At 34.4% G+C, this 17,669-nt stretch carries 17 protein-coding genes and 1 pseudogene; 6 read left to right on the top strand and 12 right to left on the bottom strand.

The genetic code is table 11. From position 1 onward, the window contains the following. Positions 1 to 69: 69 nt before the first annotated feature. The 6 genes and pseudogenes from MHB61_RS00730 to MHB61_RS00750 all read right to left on the bottom strand — a co-directional run bounded on the left by MHB61_RS00730 (position 70) and on the right by MHB61_RS00750 (position 4,127). Positions 70 to 1,245 carry an NADH-dependent flavin oxidoreductase gene (locus tag MHB61_RS00730; protein WP_003130389.1) on the bottom strand — a complete coding sequence of 392 codons (1,176 nt, stop codon included), beginning with the start codon at positions 1,243 to 1,245 and terminating at the stop codon, positions 70 to 72. A 91-nt stretch (positions 1,246 to 1,336) separates the two neighbouring features. Further along, complete coding sequence (locus MHB61_RS00735; RefSeq protein WP_003130388.1) at positions 1,337 to 1,639, bottom strand: ArsR/SmtB family transcription factor; 303 nt, start codon at positions 1,637 to 1,639, stop codon at positions 1,337 to 1,339. A 93-nt stretch (positions 1,640 to 1,732) separates the two neighbouring features. Next, positions 1,733 to 2,365 carry a MucBP domain-containing protein gene (locus MHB61_RS00740; RefSeq protein ID WP_003130387.1) on the bottom strand — a complete coding sequence of 211 codons (633 nt, stop codon included), beginning with the start codon at positions 2,363 to 2,365 and terminating at the stop codon, positions 1,733 to 1,735. A gap of 42 nt (positions 2,366 to 2,407) precedes the next feature. Beyond that, positions 2,408 to 2,527, bottom strand: a pseudogene (locus MHB61_RS13795) (MucBP domain-containing protein); the annotation flags it as partial. Next, a complete protein-coding gene (locus MHB61_RS00745; RefSeq protein ID WP_010906098.1) occupies positions 2,488 to 3,102 on the bottom strand; it encodes a hypothetical protein in 615 nt (204 codons plus the stop codon). The gene MHB61_RS00745 and the pseudogene MHB61_RS13795, both read right to left, overlap by 40 nt. Before the next feature lie 224 nt (positions 3,103 to 3,326). Beyond that, positions 3,327 to 4,127: an LssY C-terminal domain-containing protein gene (locus MHB61_RS00750; RefSeq protein WP_014570676.1), complete on the bottom strand. Its 801-nt coding sequence runs from the start codon at positions 4,125 to 4,127 to the stop codon at positions 3,327 to 3,329. A gap of 220 nt (positions 4,128 to 4,347) precedes the next feature. On the opposite strand from MHB61_RS00750, the gene MHB61_RS00755 reads away from it, so the two are divergent. Together MHB61_RS00755 and MHB61_RS00760 are read left to right on the top strand one after the other, a co-directional pair. Further along, positions 4,348 to 4,623 carry a bacteriocin immunity protein gene (locus MHB61_RS00755; RefSeq protein ID WP_003130384.1) on the top strand — a complete coding sequence of 92 codons (276 nt, stop codon included), beginning with the start codon at positions 4,348 to 4,350 and terminating at the stop codon, positions 4,621 to 4,623. A 109-nt stretch (positions 4,624 to 4,732) separates the two neighbouring features. Further along, complete coding sequence (locus MHB61_RS00760) at positions 4,733 to 5,269, top strand: YagU family protein (protein ID WP_010906096.1); 537 nt, start codon at positions 4,733 to 4,735, stop codon at positions 5,267 to 5,269. 32 nt (positions 5,270 to 5,301) lie between these two features. On the opposite strand, the gene MHB61_RS00765 is transcribed toward MHB61_RS00760, so the two are convergent. From MHB61_RS00765 to MHB61_RS00790, 6 genes are all read right to left on the bottom strand, one after another. Continuing rightward, positions 5,302 to 5,859, bottom strand: a complete 558-nt coding sequence (locus MHB61_RS00765; protein ID WP_003130382.1) for a hypothetical protein — start codon at positions 5,857 to 5,859, stop codon at positions 5,302 to 5,304. A gap of 1 nt (position 5,860) precedes the next feature. Then, complete coding sequence (locus MHB61_RS00770; protein ID WP_137016672.1) at positions 5,861 to 6,805, bottom strand: hypothetical protein; 945 nt, start codon at positions 6,803 to 6,805, stop codon at positions 5,861 to 5,863. Between the two features lie 5 nt (positions 6,806 to 6,810). Next, positions 6,811 to 7,806 carry a hypothetical protein gene (locus tag MHB61_RS00775; protein ID WP_003130379.1) on the bottom strand — a complete coding sequence of 332 codons (996 nt, stop codon included), beginning with the start codon at positions 7,804 to 7,806 and terminating at the stop codon, positions 6,811 to 6,813. A gap of 159 nt (positions 7,807 to 7,965) precedes the next feature. After that, a complete protein-coding gene (locus MHB61_RS00780; RefSeq protein WP_003130377.1) occupies positions 7,966 to 8,823 on the bottom strand; it encodes a sugar ABC transporter permease in 858 nt (285 codons plus the stop codon). 3 nt (positions 8,824 to 8,826) lie between these two features. After that, entirely contained in the window at positions 8,827 to 10,185 is a 1,359-nt protein-coding gene (locus MHB61_RS00785) for a carbohydrate ABC transporter permease (protein WP_003130376.1), read from the bottom strand. A gap of 71 nt (positions 10,186 to 10,256) precedes the next feature. After that, positions 10,257 to 11,489 carry an extracellular solute-binding protein gene (locus MHB61_RS00790; protein ID WP_003130374.1) on the bottom strand — a complete coding sequence of 411 codons (1,233 nt, stop codon included), beginning with the start codon at positions 11,487 to 11,489 and terminating at the stop codon, positions 10,257 to 10,259. Between the two features lie 367 nt (positions 11,490 to 11,856). On the opposite strand from MHB61_RS00790, the gene MHB61_RS00795 reads away from it, so the two are divergent. The 4 genes from MHB61_RS00795 to MHB61_RS00810 all read left to right on the top strand — a co-directional run bounded on the left by MHB61_RS00795 (position 11,857) and on the right by MHB61_RS00810 (position 17,639). Continuing rightward, positions 11,857 to 13,611, top strand: a complete 1,755-nt coding sequence (locus tag MHB61_RS00795; protein WP_003130373.1) for a glycoside hydrolase family 13 protein — start codon at positions 11,857 to 11,859, stop codon at positions 13,609 to 13,611. A 236-nt stretch (positions 13,612 to 13,847) separates the two neighbouring features. Further along, entirely contained in the window at positions 13,848 to 15,443 is a 1,596-nt protein-coding gene (locus MHB61_RS00800; protein WP_003130371.1) for a glycoside hydrolase family 13 protein, read from the top strand. 26 nt (positions 15,444 to 15,469) lie between these two features. Continuing rightward, positions 15,470 to 16,075, top strand: coding sequence for a sugar O-acetyltransferase (locus MHB61_RS00805; RefSeq protein ID WP_032398850.1), 606 nt, complete (start codon positions 15,470 to 15,472; stop codon positions 16,073 to 16,075). After that, positions 16,065 to 17,639 (top strand): alpha-amylase family glycosyl hydrolase, encoded by a 1,575-nt coding sequence (locus tag MHB61_RS00810; RefSeq protein WP_003130368.1) that lies wholly within the window; start codon positions 16,065 to 16,067, stop codon positions 17,637 to 17,639. Before MHB61_RS00805 ends, MHB61_RS00810 begins: the two co-directional genes overlap by 11 nt. Positions 17,640 to 17,669 lie beyond the last annotated feature (30 nt).

Below are 17,669 nucleotides of genomic sequence, written 5' to 3' on the forward strand. Positions count from 1 at the left end.
TTTTTATTTTAAAAGAAAAAACTACTGTAAAGTTACAATAGCTTTTAATATATATTAGTCATCAAAAAACTAGATATCATACTTTCCTGTATGCAAGTGTCTAATAGTTTCGCCTCCGGGTAAAGGAGGTAATCCAAGAGAATCTTCACGGCTGAAGGCTTCAAGTAATCCAGGAGTTAAGTGAGAATACTCAACTGTTTCCGGACTAATCTTATGAAGAATTGTGTCCCCTTTTCCTTCAGTAACTTTTTTAGCAAAGTTGGGATCAATCAAAGTTCCACGAGCAACGGCAATTAAATCAGCATAGTTTTCAATCGCATCAGTCGCTGTATCCTCCCCAAAAATACCACCGACAATAAGAAGTTTTGTTTTATCATCTAAAATTTCCTTAAAAAGTTCAGCATAAGATTTTTCGCTATTTTCAGGTTTAGAATTGTATCCTGCCCATAATGAAAGATGGATATAATCAAGTTCATATTTAATTACTTCAGAGATAAGTGTTAGAGCTTCTGTATAATCATAGCCAACATTTTTTCCATGAAGTTCTTCAGGAGAAATACGGTAACCAATGATAAAGCCTTTAGGTGCGTATTCATCGACGATTGCTTTGACTTCTTTAACAACAGCTAGCGGAAAGGCCATTCGTTTATTCAGTGAACCACCCCATTTATCTGTGCGAAGATTAGAAAGTTTTGAGAAAAATTGTTGAATTAAATAATGATTGGCACCATGAATTTCAACACCGTCAAAGCCTGCATCAATTGCCCGTTTTGTGGCTTTACCAAAATCAAGAATAATATCATCAATCTCTGTTATTGTGAGTTCACGAACAGGGTAATCTAAGAAAGAAAAATCGATAGCAGAAGGAGCCACCACATCTAATCCATTAACATGACGTCCTACAGCGGCTCGCCCAGCATGATGAATTTGAAGAATAGCTTTATTTCCATCTTTTTTTAGAGCCTGTACAGTTTTTCGTAGTCCTTCAAGATGAGCGTCAGAATAAGCTCCTAATTGTTCAGGATATCCTGGCACATATGCTGGTCCACCATTTTCACTTACATAATGGAATTCTGTAATTAACATACCTGCCGCTCGTGAACGGGCAGAGTAATATTGAATAGTATCATCAGAAGCGAAACCACCTTTTAAACCAGAATGAGTTTGCATTGGAGACATTACAATACGGTTGTTTAAAGTTGCCCCATGACGTAAGGTAACATGATCAGTTAATTGATTTGGCATATTTTTATCCTGTTATTATTATATTTGGAAAGTAGATTATTAAAACTATAATTCGAGAAATATCGATATGAAGAAGTAAAAAGAAAGTTAATTATAACTCTTCTAATATGAAATTTTTAAAATCGGAAATCATCTCCTCATTTCGACGATAATAGGTCCATTTACCAATGCGAGTAGCAATTAATAAATTGTCTTTTTCTAACATAGATAAATAATGAGAAGTAGTAGACTGAGTTAAGTTCAGTAATTTTTGGATTTCACCTACACAAACACCCGTTTCAACTTCATCTACTTTAGTTTCGTTGTAGAAATGTTTTTTTGGTTCTTTGAGTAAAGTAAGAATCTTCAATCGATATTCATTTGATAGGGTTTTAAAAGTTTCCACATTTTCCATAAATCTATTATATCTAAAAAATACGATGTGTCAATTTAAAAGATTATTTTAAACAAAATAAAAAAAGAAGTTACTAATAACTTCTCTTTTTTATTATTTATATTTTCTAGATTTCAATAGATAAAGGGTAGTGCTAACAAGAATTAGAAGACTTCCTGAAAGTAAAGTGAAGCCAAAAAATTTATCGCCAGTTTCGGGTAAAGATTCTTTTGGTAGGGTTTTTACTGATAAAGTTTTAGGTGGAATTACAGAAGTTTTGATTATTGTAGGAGTTGAAATCTTTGTATAAACGTAGGTTACAGTTTGGGATTCAATTGTAAATTGTCCCTCCGCAATTCCTTGAATTTCCTTGAAATTATATCCTAAAATTTTCTTTTGTTCGCTAGTGTATAAAGACCCTACATTTCCAGATTTTGTAATTTCGTCAGAAATGGAATTTCCATTTGTATCAACATACTTAATAGTCACTGTTCCAGTTTTTATTTCGATTGGATTTTTAGTATAGATATAGGTAACGGTTTGAGGAGTAGTTGAAAATAGTCCACTTTTATTTCCTTGAACTTCTTTAAAAGTGTAGCCCGAAATAATTTTTTGTTCAGTAGTGTATTCTTGGTCGACATTACCTGAAAGTGGGATAGAATCTGAAATAGAATTTCCTTGCGTATCAATATATTTTACGGTTACAGTAGCAGCAGCTACTGGATTTTTCCTATAAACATAGGTCAAGTTAGTTAATTGTGCTTTTTTAAAACTATCTTCTTCGGGAACAGATACTAAAGTATATCCCGTGAAATCTCTTACTTCTGAGGGAATAGTATCCCCTGATTCACCAATAAGAGTTGGCGAAGTTAATAATTCTGTACCATCTTCCGTTTTATAATGAATGATAGCACCAGGGCTATCAGAATAATATGCCCAAGCGAAGTTGGCATTTGCTGGTAAAGTGTGTCTAAAGGTTGCAGAGCATAATTATTTCCTTGAACCTCATTGATTGGACTAATCACTTTTTCTGTGACCACCTGAACAACATAGTAGTTAAAATAGTAAGTTTGCCCATCAATAGTTATCGTGCTACTGGGAATTGGTAATTTGACAGGATTTTGAAGTCCGGGCCCAACCAAAGTATTTGGACCAGTGAGAGAACCTGCATTAGTGATTGAGTTTCCAGAATCATGTGTAAAATAGGCATTTGTAGAAGTTGTCAACCCAAAATAGTTGAGCTTTCCTTCTGAATTTTGAGAAACATCCATTGGAATGGAAACTGAATAATCATTTCTAACATTATTTATTTTGATTATTCTGCCCATAACATTGGCTTTATCTGAGGATTTAGGATAATAGGCACTTACCGGATAATTGTAATTAAAAAGATTATAATCGATAGCTGCGCTGACCTTTTGTACATTTAAAAATAGAAAAGCAAGGGTGATTAGTAGTGACGAGATAAGGGTTTTCTTATTCATATGGACTAACTCCTTCTTGTTATTATTATCTTTAGAGTAGCTTATTGATGACGGTCAGTCAACTAAAACGTTTCTTAAAATGGAAATATTGATTATTTTTCGAAATTTTAATAATTTTAAAAAAATTTAGTCGCTGTAAAACTAGTAGAGTGCATAAAATAAAAGAAGAATCTTATTTAGATTCTTCTTTTATTTTATGTTAAGTAATGATATATGAGAAAAATTCATTTAAGTTTCAAATAAACTAAAGAACCATCTGTAGATATCTTATCTCCCCCACCATTTCTACTTCGATAAGGATTTGTGAAATGAGTATATAGCTTCCTTTCTTCAACTAGTCCATGATCGATGAGTTCATTTGCGATAAGATTTCTTTCTTCATCTATATTCTCATCAATACGATGAGTAATTTGTCCTGTAAATAAAGAAAATCTAATACCAATATCTAAAGAAGCGGCACAGACCCAATCAGACTTTACTCCCCCAGGGAGGTAATAATCTTGTGGAGTTTCCCATAATCTGATATGATGCCTTTGTTTAGGACTGCCAGCAATTTCTTTTTCAAAGGCGAGGTCTTGTTTTTTAGAAAATAAAAAGAGAGAGCTAACGGGTGCAGTGGGATAGCTTTGATGTAATAAGCTTGATTTTATAATTTTGAGAGAGGACCTTAAAGTAATTTTATCTGATTTTGTCCAACCCATTTTTAAAAAAGCAGCTTCTATATCTTCTTTTGAACCGTCAATTAATAAATTTACCGAATCACCTAATACACCATCAGAAGTTCTGGACCTTCCAATAAAGTATTCCGGTAGATAAATTTTTGTGATGATTTTTGTGATATTCGGAATAATCAGATAGGACAAAATTAGCCATGTGACAATATATAAAAAAATATGAATCTTACGAGTTAATATATTTCTGAAAAATAAATCATAAATGGTATATCCAAAGACAACTGCTACTAAAACACGAAAAGTACGAGCGGTGAAATTTATAATTTTAGTTTTTTGATCCATTGATATCATCTTTCTTATTTAGTGGTTAATGAATATTTTTTGATAAAGTATTATAGATTTTTTTGACACAAAATCTATTTATATATCTATTCTAATTTAAAAATGACTAAAATACTAGAGAGAGTATTGACTAAAGATTTAGAAATAAATAAAATAGATTCGGAAGAAATTGACTATATTATCAGAAAATTATAAAATAAGCTATCTGAAAGGTTAAAGGAGTGAATAAATGGTCAAAAAAGCGAGTGAAGCAGAAATCTTAGAAGAACTTTATGATTTAATTCTTAGTAAAACATTGAATAGCAAAGAACGTGAAGTTTTAGTGAAGAGTAAGAATAATTTAGAAAAGGGAAATTATACTCCGAAGGTAATCAACGATCTTCAACACTCTCTAGCGCCTCTTGCTAGAAAACAGGAATTATCTAGTGAAGTTGTGAGGTTTTATCTTCAGTTGTCGCAACAATTTATTGAAAGAGGTCAACGTGGAAGTTGGCTTTCGCTTTAATGATAATAAATCTTTATTTTTAATGAGCAAACAATTCAATACACTTTATAATAAATTTTTTATAAAATAAGAGTAGTTTTTATTTTATATATTATAAGGAGATTTTGAAATGGTAAAAAATATATCGTTGGATTGGTTTTTGGGAATTTTATTGCCTTGCTTATGGATTGGTATTGTTTCTGGACTAATTTCTGGAATGGTAAAAATTGGTTGGGAAGCCATTCTTCCTCCTCGTACAAAAGAGCGAGATGAAACAAACCCTCCTCAAAAACTTATGCAACAAATTGGCTTTCCCCAAAAAATTACTCATGCTTACTTTTTGTATTCTAAAGACCAAAAAGTGTATTGGTTTGCCTTGATTCTTCATTTCAGTTTTTCAATTGTTTTTTCATTTATTTTTGTTGTCTTATCACAAATATGGAGTGGTATAAGCTTAGGCGAGGGGGCTCTTTATGGTATTATTATCTGGTTTTTATGGCATATTCTGTTAATGCCTATTAATAGAACGGTACCACAACCTTGGAAGCAACCTTTTTCAGAACACTTTTCAGAATTTTTTGGACACATCGTCTGGGCTTGGTCAATAGCTGCTGTGAGTTTTTATATGATTGCTACTCACTATTCAGATGTTCTTTCACTTTTCTAAAATAAAAAGAGCCATTCTTAAGAGGGCTTTTTTTATTTCAGATTTGATGAGAATTTATTCACTTTAAAGAGATTTTCTTCAATAACAAATTCCCACTTTTGTACGTCTTTTTGATATGTTTGTTTATCAGGCAGGAGATCTTTTAGCATTTCATTATATCTGGACATTGACCTTGAGGTGACAAGGTACATAAGGCTATCATTTTCATCAAAAGATAGAGAATATTTCGCTTTAAGGGAAATTTCCGCAGTAATTTTATTCTTGAATTGGTGTAGGTTGTTTATTCCTTCAATCTGAATATCAAAAATGGATTCTTTTTTTCCATACATATCATTGTGAACAATATGTTTGTCCTGTTTTTTTAGTAAATTTTTACTGTAAAATTGACTGTTTTGATATAGTTTTGACTGATTCCATGAGCTAAGAACAGCTAAAACAAGAGCTTCAATCTCGTCAGCCTTAATTACGTCTTCTGAGATATTTTTAGCGGTAATATATTTTTTTTTAGTTAATTTTTCAATTAACAATAAGACAAGTGGTGATAAAACTAGAATAGGGATTAGAAGTAGTTTCAGGGAAAATAGATTCATATTAATTTGTGGTTTCTACGGGGCTTAAATAAGCTTTAAATTCGTGATCTGTGGAGCTGTCTTTTGTTGTGATAGTGCACTCATCAAAATGAGTGATATTTGATGAAACTGTAGCTCTATAGGCAGAAACAGTAATCTCTTGACTTAATGTTGAGTCGGGAATGCTATATGCTAAGGTCACTTCTTCCAAGTCCATAAATAAATCTCTGAAAGTTATTTTTTTTATTTTTTCTTTTGTTCCGTTTAAATTTTCTGAGGCATTCCATCCAAGACCTAAAAGAGTGTCAAAATCGGAATATATAAGTTTTATTGCAGCATCAGAGATATTTTTGTCTTTAAAGTTGACCGACATCGTTTTATCCCGAGCACCTCCAGTAAAGGAAATATCAAAGAAGAGAAATTTAGGTGTGGAGATGGTTAGAGTTGCATCAGGATCCGGAGAATCATGATTTAAATTAACTTGGGCATTTCCTTTGGCATTCGACCAGTCTCCTGCAATAGCCTCTTCATAATCTTTCAAAAAAGATTGGTTTTGAGCTTTCCATACTTCATTAACTGAATTCATATTATTTTTAATTGGAGTTATTGCTTTTTTATACTGAACGGAATTTTTCCGATAGTAGATCATCTTTTGCTTTTTATTGGTTAGTGTCAAAATGTTTCCCGAAATATCAAAAGATGTTTGATATTTGTAGGAGTTGAGATAACTTAATTCATGTTTCTTTTCATTAAAGTGATAATTTTTTTCTTTAGTGAAATTAACGATAGAAGTACTCTTATTGGGAAAATCTAATAATTTGAGATTACTTTTTACTTGTATGGGTCCTTGTAAGAGTTCCCACTGACCCTTTATTAGTGTACTTTCTGACTTTGTTAGTTTGCTACATGCTGAAAGAGAGAAAAAAGTTGTTATTAGTATAGCTACTACGATAATTTTATTTTTCAATTTTTTTACTCCGTTTTAGAAACATCTCCAGAAATTTGAACCCCTTCATCACCACATTGTGTGATGAGTAAGGCAGTATCAAATGATAATTTTCCGTTTTTATATGAAAGTTCGGAAGGGGAAAAGCTTTGAGAAATCGTGCCAGTATCAGTTGTTACATCATAGGAAAAAGCAATATATTTGATACGGCTAAACATTTGTTCGGCGGTGAGGTCTTTAATGATATTTAAAAGTTTCTTAGGATCTACTGGAATATGATCTGAAGGTTCTAATCCTAAAATTCCATTAGGTTGATAAGAAGCATAAGCGTTGTGAATTACTTTCTGGTCAAAATTTGTCAAAGAATCAGAAGAGGCGTGAAATGAAAGATTAGTTCCACCATCGAAAGTTAATGTTTGCATTCCGGGCGCCCAAGCCACACCTTGTCCAGTAGTTGCTACTGCCTTAAAGTGGCCTGACCATGTTCCAATCATTGCTTCCTTGAGTGATTTTTCAATGATGTCTGTTTTTGCTTTCCAAACTTCATTCAAATGAGTCACTGATTTTTTCTCTTTGGCTTCTTTGTCGTTAATTTCTTTGGTCTTTTCTTTTTCAAGCTTACTTCCTACTCGATAATAAACATTTCCACCAATATCTGAACTCGTCGTATCAAATTTTAAAATATCCTGACCATGTTCTAACTTATAATCATAACTGTATGAACCAATAATAATTTGTCGACCTAGCTTATAGTCGTATTCATTAGTAGCAAGTGTGACTTTTTTCTTATCAAACTTGATTTTTTCACTGGTAGATGCGGTTAAATCTAGCAGTTTATGTGCATCTGCAGCACTCGTTGTTTTCGGAAGATTGATTTTACTTTCGGAATACGAAATCCATTCTCCTTGAATAGCTTGCTGAGGATTAGTATTAGTTTTAACGCTATCTTTACTTGAAGTTTTACAGCTGCTTAAAATTCCAATAGAAAAAATAGCAAAGATGATAATAAAAAATTTTTTCATAAATTTATATACTCCAATTTTGGTGACATTACGGATTAATTATAGCATATAAAATTTTTATTTATGGATATAATTAGAATATAAAGAAGAGATAAAAAGGACGCCGATAATTATTATTATCAGTGCCCTTTTTATCTTGTTAATGAAATATTTACTTTTTTATCCTTTATCTGCACCAGCTGTGATTCCATTGACGTAGAATTTTTGCATAACTATGAATAAGATTGTAATAGGCACTGCAATCAGTACACTACCTGCGATAAACTGATAGAGGTTTGTAGCACTTGAACCTTTTGAATTTGTCATCATATTTTGCAATCCATAGGCCACTGTACGAATTTTGGGATCTCCACCACCTAAGATGTAACTTGAGAACATGAAATCAAGCCATGGTCCGATGAATGCCATTAAAGATGTATATACAATCATTGGACGAGAAAGAGGAAGTGTAATATGAATAAAAGTTTGCCAGCGAGTTGCACCGTCAATTGTTGCGGCTTCGTCAATAGAGCGAGGGATGGTATCTAAGAAACCCTTGAACACGTAGAAACCTAATCCAGAACCACCTACATAGACCAGTGCCATTCCCCAAATATTAAGCATATTAATAGATTTAAGAATTGAATACATTGCAATCATTCCCATGATTCCTGGGAACATGCCAATAATTAATGCGAATTGTAAAAATGGTTTTCTGAATTTAAAACGTAAACGTGAAAGTGCGTACGACATGATTGTTGTGATAAAAGTATTCGCCACCGCACATATTACTGCTAAAATAAAAGTATTTAAAAGCCAATGCGCATAAGGATATTGAGAATTATTAAAGATACCTATATAATTTTCCAAAGTCCAGTTTTGTGGAAATAAAGATTGAACGAAACCTGTATTATTATTCTTAGCAAAACTTGTTAAAATCATCCATATGACAGGGAATATCCAAAGGAGAGCTAAGATAACTAATAAAAGGTAACGGAATGTTAGAGAAAGTTTTCTCTGAGTTTTATAAGATTTCACTAATTAGCCCTCCTTAAATGCATTAGTTCTACGATATAGAGCGAGTGATGCAGTTGCTGTGATAACAAATATTATGATACCAATAGCAGAAGCAAGAGCGTAATTTCTTGTAGATTGTGTAGTAAGTTTATAGAGCCAAGTAATTAATAAATCGGTTGTTCCTGCTTGAGCATTTGCCAAGTTATTGTCTGTATTTGGTCCACCTCCTGTAAGAAGATAAATAACGTTGAAATTATTGAAATTACCAATAAATTGTTGGATCAATGTTGGGGTTAAAACAAATAATATTTGTGGGAATGTAATTGATTTAAACACTTGGAAAGTATTAGCTCCATCAATTTTTGCTGCTTCAATTTGATCTTGCGATAAATTTTGAATGATAGCAGTTGAAACTAACATTGTTACTGGAATACCAATCCACATGTTTACACCAATAACTGAAATTTTAGCCAAGATTGGGTCAGATAAAAATTGAATTGGCCCTTTAATCCAGTGGGCATTTTGTAAAACGCTATTAATAGGCCCATGGTCGTCTAAGAACATTCCCATTAAAAGCAAAGAAACAAATTGAGGAACGGCAAACACTACAACAAATATAGTTCTCCAAAAACCTTTAAATTTAACACCATTGGATTCTATTAGCAAGGCTAATAGAACACCACCAAGGAATGTTGTTAAAGTTGCAGCTACAGCCCAAATAATGGTCCAAATTAATAGTGGGAAAAAGGCTTTTCCGTAGTCCCCTTGGAAAACTTGAGCAAATGCAGACAATCCAGTCCATGAAAAACCAATTAAATGTTGAGTATCATAGTTTGTAAAGGCTAGGGTAATCATAAAGATTAACGGAGCAACAGTGAAAGCTAAAATTCCAAGAAGTGGAAGAACCATTAATGTAATGTAAAGTTTATCATCTAATAGTGAAGATAAATCTTCCAGCGTTGTTGGAATATGCTTATTGTCACGATTAAGTGCATAGAGGTGACGAAGAGATCTAAGATGAACGATATATAAAAATATAAGTAAACCAATCGCTACTATTGCAAAAACACCAAATAGAAGGTAGAGCATAGAATTATCAGGTAAAAGAGTATTATATACTCCCTCAGAAGCATCCCAGACAACTTTTTTAGTTTTTACTGTACCAAGAGTTCCAAGCATACTGATAGCTTTAAAGCCTGAAAAGAGTAACCACCAAATAATAATGACTTCACTGGCAAGAAGGAGAAGCCCTTTTAGCCATTGCTTATTTTTTAATTGAAAGAGTCCCATCACAAAAAAACTCAGTTTTGCAAAAATATCCCCTTTAGACCAGACTTCTTTATAAGTGGCTTCAGGTGGTAAAGAAGTTTTTTTTCTGAACATATAACTTTGTCCTTTTCTAATAAATAAAGAGATTAGGCTGTGCCCAACCTCTTTAAAAGAGTACTAATGAATTATTTAGTTGCTTTAGAGATAGAATCTTGGAAAGTTTTAAGTTGACTGTCATATTGTGAAGCAGGAGTCTTACCAAGGTATGTATTATTAATCAAAGGAGCAGCTAAATTCCAGAATGTGGCCATTTCAGGCATTTTAGGCATCAAAGTATCTTCAGGCACTTGTTTGATAACAGCTTGGGCAGCTGGGTCTGCGGTAATATCTGAATCAGTTTGCAAACTTTTAGCAACTGGGATTGCATTATTATCTTTATAAAGTTCTTTTTGTGAGTCAGCATTAGAAAGATATTGAGCGAGAGAAGATGCAGCGACTTGATTTTTAGAAGCAGAGTTAACAGCAAGTGTACCTACACCAGAGAAAGCTTGCATTTTCTTTTCGCCAGAGCCGAAATCAATTGTTGGAAGGGTGGTCACACCGTAATTGTCGCCAAGAATTTTCTTAACATTACTTGCATCCCAAGGTCCATCGAGGACAGCAGCTGTTTTACCTGATTTTAAATCAGCTAGCAATGCTTGACCTGATTGGACAACACCTGTGTTAGATTTTTGTTTTGCAAACCAATTCAAGACTTGAAGTCCAGCATCTCCGGCAACGTCAGTACCATCTAAAGTTTCACCATCTTTACCAAACAATACTGTACCGTTTGAAAGGAAGGCTGGATACCAGTTATAAGAGTTTGTAAAGTCTGTACCGATTGCTTTATCTTGTGTAAATTGAGTCCAACTAGTTGGTGCTTCAGAGAATTTAGCTTTGTTATAGAAGATGATATTTGATTGTTGGTCTTGAGGATAGGCATAATATTTACCTTTCCAAGAAACAGCTTCTCCAGCAACAGAAATGTCATTTTTGTCTACCCATTTTGTTGCATCAGGAGAAAGAGGGTTAATGTAACCTGCTTCAGCCATGGCACCAAGTTGGTCATTAGGAACTTTGAAGACATCCGCTGCTTTTGCTGGGTCTTTACCAACGTCAGTTTTGGCATTTGCAGAACCTGTTGGAGATTGATTGACTTTTACTTTAACATCAGGATATTTTTTTTCAAAGCCAGTTACTAGTGTTTTGTAGCTATCAACATTAGCTGGGTCAACCCACAAGGTAACATTACCTTTAACATTGTTTGAGCTAGAAGAAGATGATGATTTGTTAGAACTTGCTGATGAACCGCAAGCTGCGAGGGTTGCGAGGGCGAGTACAGATGCTCCACCAAGAGCAACTTTTTTCCATGATTTCATTTTGTGTTTCCTCCTAATGAAAACGGTTTATTTTATACACTCCTCATTTTACGCAACCGTTTGCTTTTTGTCAAGGGGAAAAATATTACATTTTGATTACTTAGAAATTGGTTTATACCGACTTTTCAGCGTATTCTTTAGAATGAAAAATAAATGTTTTAAAAAATAATATGCGAAAATTGTCGCAAACGGTTGCGTCAATGAAAGCGTTATGATAAAATATGATTAATGTGAGATTTATCTTCTCCAGATGTGGTGGAAATGACACTATAGAAAAGCGACGGAAAAGGTGCTTTTCGCTGTCCTTGAGATTAATTGAAAATAGTTTAAGACAGTACAGCCATCAAAAAAATTTGGAGGTTCTATTATGAACAAAGCTGCAATTTATCATCGTCCTGAGTCGGAATTTGCTTATCTTTATGCAAAAAATCTGATGCATGTTCGTCTGCAAACACAAAAATCTGATGTGGAAAAAGTCGAATTATTTTATGGCGATCCTTATTCGTGGGAAGGGCTTGATAACCCTGAAACACAGTATTGGGCTAGTCAAAAAGTAGAGATGAAAAAGTATCTTTCTACTAATATTAGCGATTATTTTGAGGCCGAAATTACTGTTGCAACGAAACGAGTAGATTACTTATTTGTCATTACAGGTTTGGATGGAGAAAAAGTAGTTTACACAGACCAAGGAATGTTTGATTATGATGAGAGCTTGGTGACTAAAAAATATGGGGCTTTCCGTTTGCCTTATTTCCATGAAAGTGATCGTTTTAAAGCACCTGAATGGGTCAAAGAAACGGTTTGGTATCAAATTTTCCCTGAACGTTTTGCCAATGGGGATACGAGCAATGATCCTGAGGGAACAAAAGCTTGGAATCCACAAGATGTTCCTGACCGTCAAGATTTTTATGGGGGAGATTTGCAAGGGGTGATTGATCATTTGGAACATTTGACTGAACTCGGTGTGAATGGCATTTACTTTACTCCTATTTTCCAAGCTTTTTCTAATCATAAATATGATACAGAAGATTATATGGAAATTGATAAGCAATTTGGGGATAAGGAATTGTTTAAAACTTTGGTGAAAGAAGCACATGCGCGTGGTATTAAAGTCATGTTAGATGCGGTCTTTAATCACATCGGAGATACGTCTGCTCAATGGCAAGATGTATTGAAAAATCAAGAAAAATCAAAATTTGCGGATTGGTTCCATGTTAATAGTTGGCCAGCAACTTATACTCCGACTGATGATTTTGAAAATGCTGAGAATGCAACTTATGATACTTTTGCCTTTACTCCACACATGCCAAAACTCAATACGGCTAACCCAGAGGTTGAAGCTTATCTTTTGAAAGTAGCTGATTATTGGATTTCTGAGTTTGATATTGATGCTTGGCGTTTGGATGTGGCGGATGAAGTGGATCATACTTTCTGGAAAAAATTCCGTACAACTTGTGACGCGGCAAAAGATGATTTTTATATTTTAGGTGAGGTTTGGCATTCTGCACAACCTTGGTTAGTTGGTGACGAATTCTCTGCCGTTATGAACTATGCTTATACTGATGCGATTAAAGATGGTTTGATTACGAAGAAGATTTCTTTGGAACAAATGGTTTCTAATATTAATACGCAACTGACATTATACCGTAAGCAAGTGAATCAAATGATGTTTAATGTTTTAGATTCTCATGATACACCCAGAATTTTGACTGTTGCAAAAAATAATAAAAATTTGATGAAATTGGTTGAAACGTTCACCTTCATGCAACCAGGTGTGCCTTGTATTTATTATGGGGATGAGTATGCGGTGACAGGTGGAATGGACCCTGAGTGTCGTAAGGTGATGCCTTGGGAAGAAAAAGATCAAGATTTAGAGATGTTTGATTTCTTTAAAAATCTGATTGCTCTACGCAAACAATATCAAGGAATTTTAAGTGATTCAGAAGTAGAATGGAAAATCGTAGATTCAGAAAATGGCATTGTGAAATTTGAACGTGGATCTTTGAAAGCTATTTTCAATATTGGCGAAAAACCGGCTTATTTTTCAGCTGATGAAGTGGTTTTCTCTAATTTGGTTGACCAAAATAATATTTTACAATATGGTTTTGTAATCTATAAATAGAAAACGGATTCTGTCAGTTCACTGCGACCGAGGGAATCATTGAATCGGTAAATAAAGAAACTATCGGCTTTGCTGATAGTTTTGTCAGTAAAAATTGCTGACAGAATCTTTGGTTTAGTGAGTATTTTACTGACGGGATTAACTTATAAAGCTGTCAGTAAAATTTTAATTGAGTTCATTCTCCTATACCCTAGGAAAATAGGAGAATGAACTCACATCTTAATGGAGTAGTTAATATGAAAGAAAATTGGTGGCAAAAAACAGTCGTTTATCAGATTTATCCGCGTTCTTTTATGGATGCTAATGGTGATGGTGTTGGTGATTTGCAAGGAATTATCTCTAAATTAGATTATCTTGAAAAACTTGGGATTGGTGCAATTTGGTTGAGTCCAGTTTATCAATCGCCAATGGATGATAATGGTTATGATATTTCTGATTATCAAGCAATTGCTGATGTTTTTGGAACGATGGCGGATATGGATGAATTGCTCATGGAAGCTAAAAAGCGAAACATTCAAATTGTTATGGATTTGGTAGTTAATCATACTTCCGATGAACATAAGTGGTTTGTGGAAGCTAGAAAATCAAAAGATAATGCTTATCGTGATTATTATATTTGGGCTGATGAACCCAATGGTTTGCAATCTACCTTTTCTGGTTCTGCTTGGGAATTTGATGAGGAATCGGGCCAATATTTCCTTCATCTTTTTAGCAAGCGTCAGCCAGATTTAAACTGGGGAAATCCTCAGGTTCATCAAGAAGTTTATGACATGATGAATTTCTGGATTGATAAGGGAATCGGCGGTTTTCGCATGGATGTGATTGACTTGATTGGGAAAGAAATTGACCAAGAAATCACAGGAAATGGGCCTAAATTACATGAGTATTTGCATGAGATGAATCAGGCAACTTTTGGTCAGAAAAATTTGCTGACCGTAGGTGAAACTTGGGGAGCAACACCAGAGATTGCGGAACTTTATTCTGACCCTAAACGTCAAGAATTATCAATGGTTTTTCAATTTGAACACATCACAAATGCTTATCTTGATGAGGGCGAAAAATGGGATAAAAAGGAATTTTCAGTTTCAAAACTTAAAGAAATTTTAGCCAAATGGCAAGCTTTAGAAAAAGGTTGGAATTCACTTTTTTGGAATAATCATGATTTACCACGGATTGTATCAAATTGGGGAAATGACGGGAAATATCGTTTGAAATCAGCTAAAACTTTTGCGATTTTATTGCATTTGATGAAAGGAACGCCTTATATTTATCAAGGTGAAGAGCTTGGAATGACGAATTATTCTTTTGAATTAATTGAAGAAGTCAATGATATCGAGTCACGGAATATGTTTGCTGAACGCTTAGCTGCTGGTCATTCTGAAAATGAAATCATGGATTCAATTCGTCGTGTTGGTCGTGATAATGCAAGAACACCGATGCAATGGACGGCTGGAGAAAATGCAGGTTTTACTGATGGAAAACCTTGGCTCGCTGTCAATCCTAATCATGAAGAAATTAATGCTGATCAAGCCATGAGTGATCCTGATTCTGTTTTTTATACTTATCAAAAGTTGATTGAACTTCGTAAACAACATGATTGGGTCATTTATGGGGACTTCAAGTTGATTGATTCTGAGGCTGATGTTTTTGCATATTTGCGGACTTATAAGGGCAAGAAATATTTGGTCGTTGCCAATTTATCTGATGAAGAAAATCAATTTAAAACAGGATTTGTCTGTCGTGACTTATTGATTCACAATGAAAATTTCCTGCCTGAACTTTCTCAGATTAAATTAAAAGCTTGGGAAGCCTTTGCTTGCGAAGTGGAATAGTAAAAGCGCAAAAGGGTGAGGTGAAAATGAGCGAATTTAAAAGAATGGTTGCTGGCGAACTCTATAAAGCAAGTAAAGTTGAACCAGAATACAAACCTGATAATAATCGAGCATTAAATCAAGAAATTAACCAACTCAATCTACTTGATACAGAAAAAATTGTGGCACTTGAAAAAGAACTTTTTGGTCAAACTGGTGATGAGTTATTTGTAAATCCACCGCTTTACATCGACTATGGTAAAAATACAAGAATTGGTCAGCGCTTTTATGCCAATATGGACTGTATTTTTCTGGATGTTGCACCGATTACGATTGGCGATGATGTGATGTTTGGACCTCGCGTCAGTCTGATTACGGCTTCTCATCCAATTGATGCCGGAGTTCGACAGCGTGGACTAGAATATGGAAAAGCGATTACGATTGGTAATCGAGTTTGGCTCGGTGCAGGAGTAATTGTTAATCTGGGCGTTACGATTGGCGAAAATACAATTGTGGGTTCAGGAACGGTAGTGACAAAAAATTTGCCAGCAAATGTGATTGCAGTAGGTAATCCAGCACGAATTCTCCGCGAAATTACTGATTCTGACCGACTTTACTGGGAAGAAAAAGAGAACGAATATTATGAAAAATAAGCTTTTACTTCTGTCAGTAACTTTACTGGCGACGTGTGCTTTAAGTGCTTGTCAAAAAGCAAATTCAAAAGATTCATCAGTAAAAAAAGCGGCTGTCAGCCAAAAGGTTGATAGGAGTTTGTATCGTAATTTTTATGAAATATTTACGAGTTCATTTGCCGATTCAAATCATGATGGCGAAGGTGATTTAAATGGGGTCACGCAACATTTAGACTACTTGAATACTGGAAAATCCAATTCTACAACGGATTTGAAAGTGCAAGGACTTTGGATGACACCGATTTTTGCTAGTCCTAGTTATCATGGCTATGATGTCACTAATTACGAAGAAATTAATCCCAAGTTTGGGACAATGGCTGATTTTGAAAATCTGATTGCTCAAGCTAAAAAACGAGGAATTGCTGTGATTTTGGATATGCCATTTAACCACACGGCGACTGATAATATCTGGTTTCAAAAAGCACTATCTGGCGACAAAAAATATGTGGATTATTATAATTGGTCAGATACAGCCGAAGAGGGTTATAGTTTAGCCAGCAACGGCAAATACTATGAGTCAGAGTTTGATAAATCGATGCCAGACCTCAATCTTGCTAATCCTGAGGTCAAAAAAGAAATTGCAAAAATTACGAAACTTTGGTTGGACAAAGGTGTTTCTGGTTTCCGTTTGGATGCTGTCGGTTTTTATTTCTCAAATGATGATAAAAAAACGACAGCTTTCACAAAATGGCTGACAGACACGGTCAAAAAGCAAAATCCAAAAGCTTATTTAGTGGGTGAAGTTTTTTCAACGGCTTCGGCAATTGATGATATTTATCAGTCAGGTATTGATTCATTATTTGACTTTCCGAATGCTTTGCAATCGAGTTCAAGTCCAATTAATTCAGCTTTAGTCTTAGGTGAAGGCTCTTTATTTGGTCAACAAATTGAAGCATGGGACCAAGAAATTCATGCGGATAACCCGAAAGCCATTGACGCTCCTTTCTTGAGTAATCATGACACAGACCGATCTGCAACACTTTTAAGTTCTTTATCCATGCAGAAAATGGCTGCTCAAACTTATCTTTTGATGCCGGGAAATCCATTTATTTACTACGGTGAGGAATTGGGGCTGACAGGTTCTGGCATTGACCAAAATAAACGTTTGCCAATGCCTTGGAATGCTGCTGGGACAGATTCTCCCAAAGCAGACATTTCTGTGCCAGGTGCGACAGAAATTGCCACAACTGACGGAGGCTCAGTAGCTCAACAAGAAGCCAATCCGAACTCACTGCTCAATTGGTACAAAAAAATTTTACGGGTCAAAGCAAAATATCCTGAAATTGCGACTGACAGATTGAAAAATATTTCTGTCAGTGAAGAGAGCTTGTCTGTCATTAATTATGGAAAGGATTTGACTATTATCAATAATTTTTCCGATACAGAAAATGTGACAATGAAACTCCCAAAAAGCATTGTTGGGACAAAAATCACTGACCAACTTTCTGTCAGTAGTTCTCAAGCAAAATTAACTGATGGAAAATTGACAATTCCAGCTTACAGCACCGTTATTTTAAAAAAATAAATAAGTTCAGTTTAGGGACTTTAAAAATGA

The sequence above is a fragment of the Lactococcus sp. FSL K6-0773 genome, assembly GCF_038006485.1.
In the GTDB taxonomy this organism is placed as follows: Bacteria; Bacillota; Bacilli; order Lactobacillales; family Streptococcaceae; genus Lactococcus; species Lactococcus lactis.

Excerpts from the sequence above, each read along its gene's own strand:
- MHB61_RS00730 (WP_003130389.1), bottom strand. The coding sequence starts at position 1,245 with ATGCCAAATCAATTAACTGATCATGTTACCTTACGTCATGGGGCAACT.
- MHB61_RS00735 (WP_003130388.1), bottom strand. The coding sequence starts at position 1,639 with ATGGAAAATGTGGAAACTTTTAAAACCCTATCAAATGAATATCGATTG.
- MHB61_RS00745 (WP_010906098.1), bottom strand. The coding sequence starts at position 3,102 with ATGAATAAGAAAACCCTTATCTCGTCACTACTAATCACCCTTGCTTTT.
- MHB61_RS00750 (WP_014570676.1), bottom strand. The coding sequence starts at position 4,127 with ATGATATCAATGGATCAAAAAACTAAAATTATAAATTTCACCGCTCGT.
- MHB61_RS00755 (WP_003130384.1), top strand. The coding sequence starts at position 4,348 with ATGGTCAAAAAAGCGAGTGAAGCAGAAATCTTAGAAGAACTTTATGAT.
- MHB61_RS00760 (WP_010906096.1), top strand. The coding sequence starts at position 4,733 with ATGGTAAAAAATATATCGTTGGATTGGTTTTTGGGAATTTTATTGCCT.
- MHB61_RS00765 (WP_003130382.1), bottom strand. The coding sequence starts at position 5,859 with ATGAATCTATTTTCCCTGAAACTACTTCTAATCCCTATTCTAGTTTTA.
- MHB61_RS00775 (WP_003130379.1), bottom strand. The coding sequence starts at position 7,806 with ATGAAAAAATTTTTTATTATCATCTTTGCTATTTTTTCTATTGGAATT.
- MHB61_RS00785 (WP_003130376.1), bottom strand. The coding sequence starts at position 10,185 with ATGTTCAGAAAAAAAACTTCTTTACCACCTGAAGCCACTTATAAAGAA.
- MHB61_RS00790 (WP_003130374.1), bottom strand. The coding sequence starts at position 11,489 with ATGAAATCATGGAAAAAAGTTGCTCTTGGTGGAGCATCTGTACTCGCC.
- MHB61_RS00795 (WP_003130373.1), top strand. The coding sequence starts at position 11,857 with ATGAACAAAGCTGCAATTTATCATCGTCCTGAGTCGGAATTTGCTTAT.
- MHB61_RS00800 (WP_003130371.1), top strand. The coding sequence starts at position 13,848 with ATGAAAGAAAATTGGTGGCAAAAAACAGTCGTTTATCAGATTTATCCG.
- MHB61_RS00805 (WP_032398850.1), top strand. The coding sequence starts at position 15,470 with ATGAGCGAATTTAAAAGAATGGTTGCTGGCGAACTCTATAAAGCAAGT.
- MHB61_RS00810 (WP_003130368.1), top strand. The coding sequence starts at position 16,065 with ATGAAAAATAAGCTTTTACTTCTGTCAGTAACTTTACTGGCGACGTGT.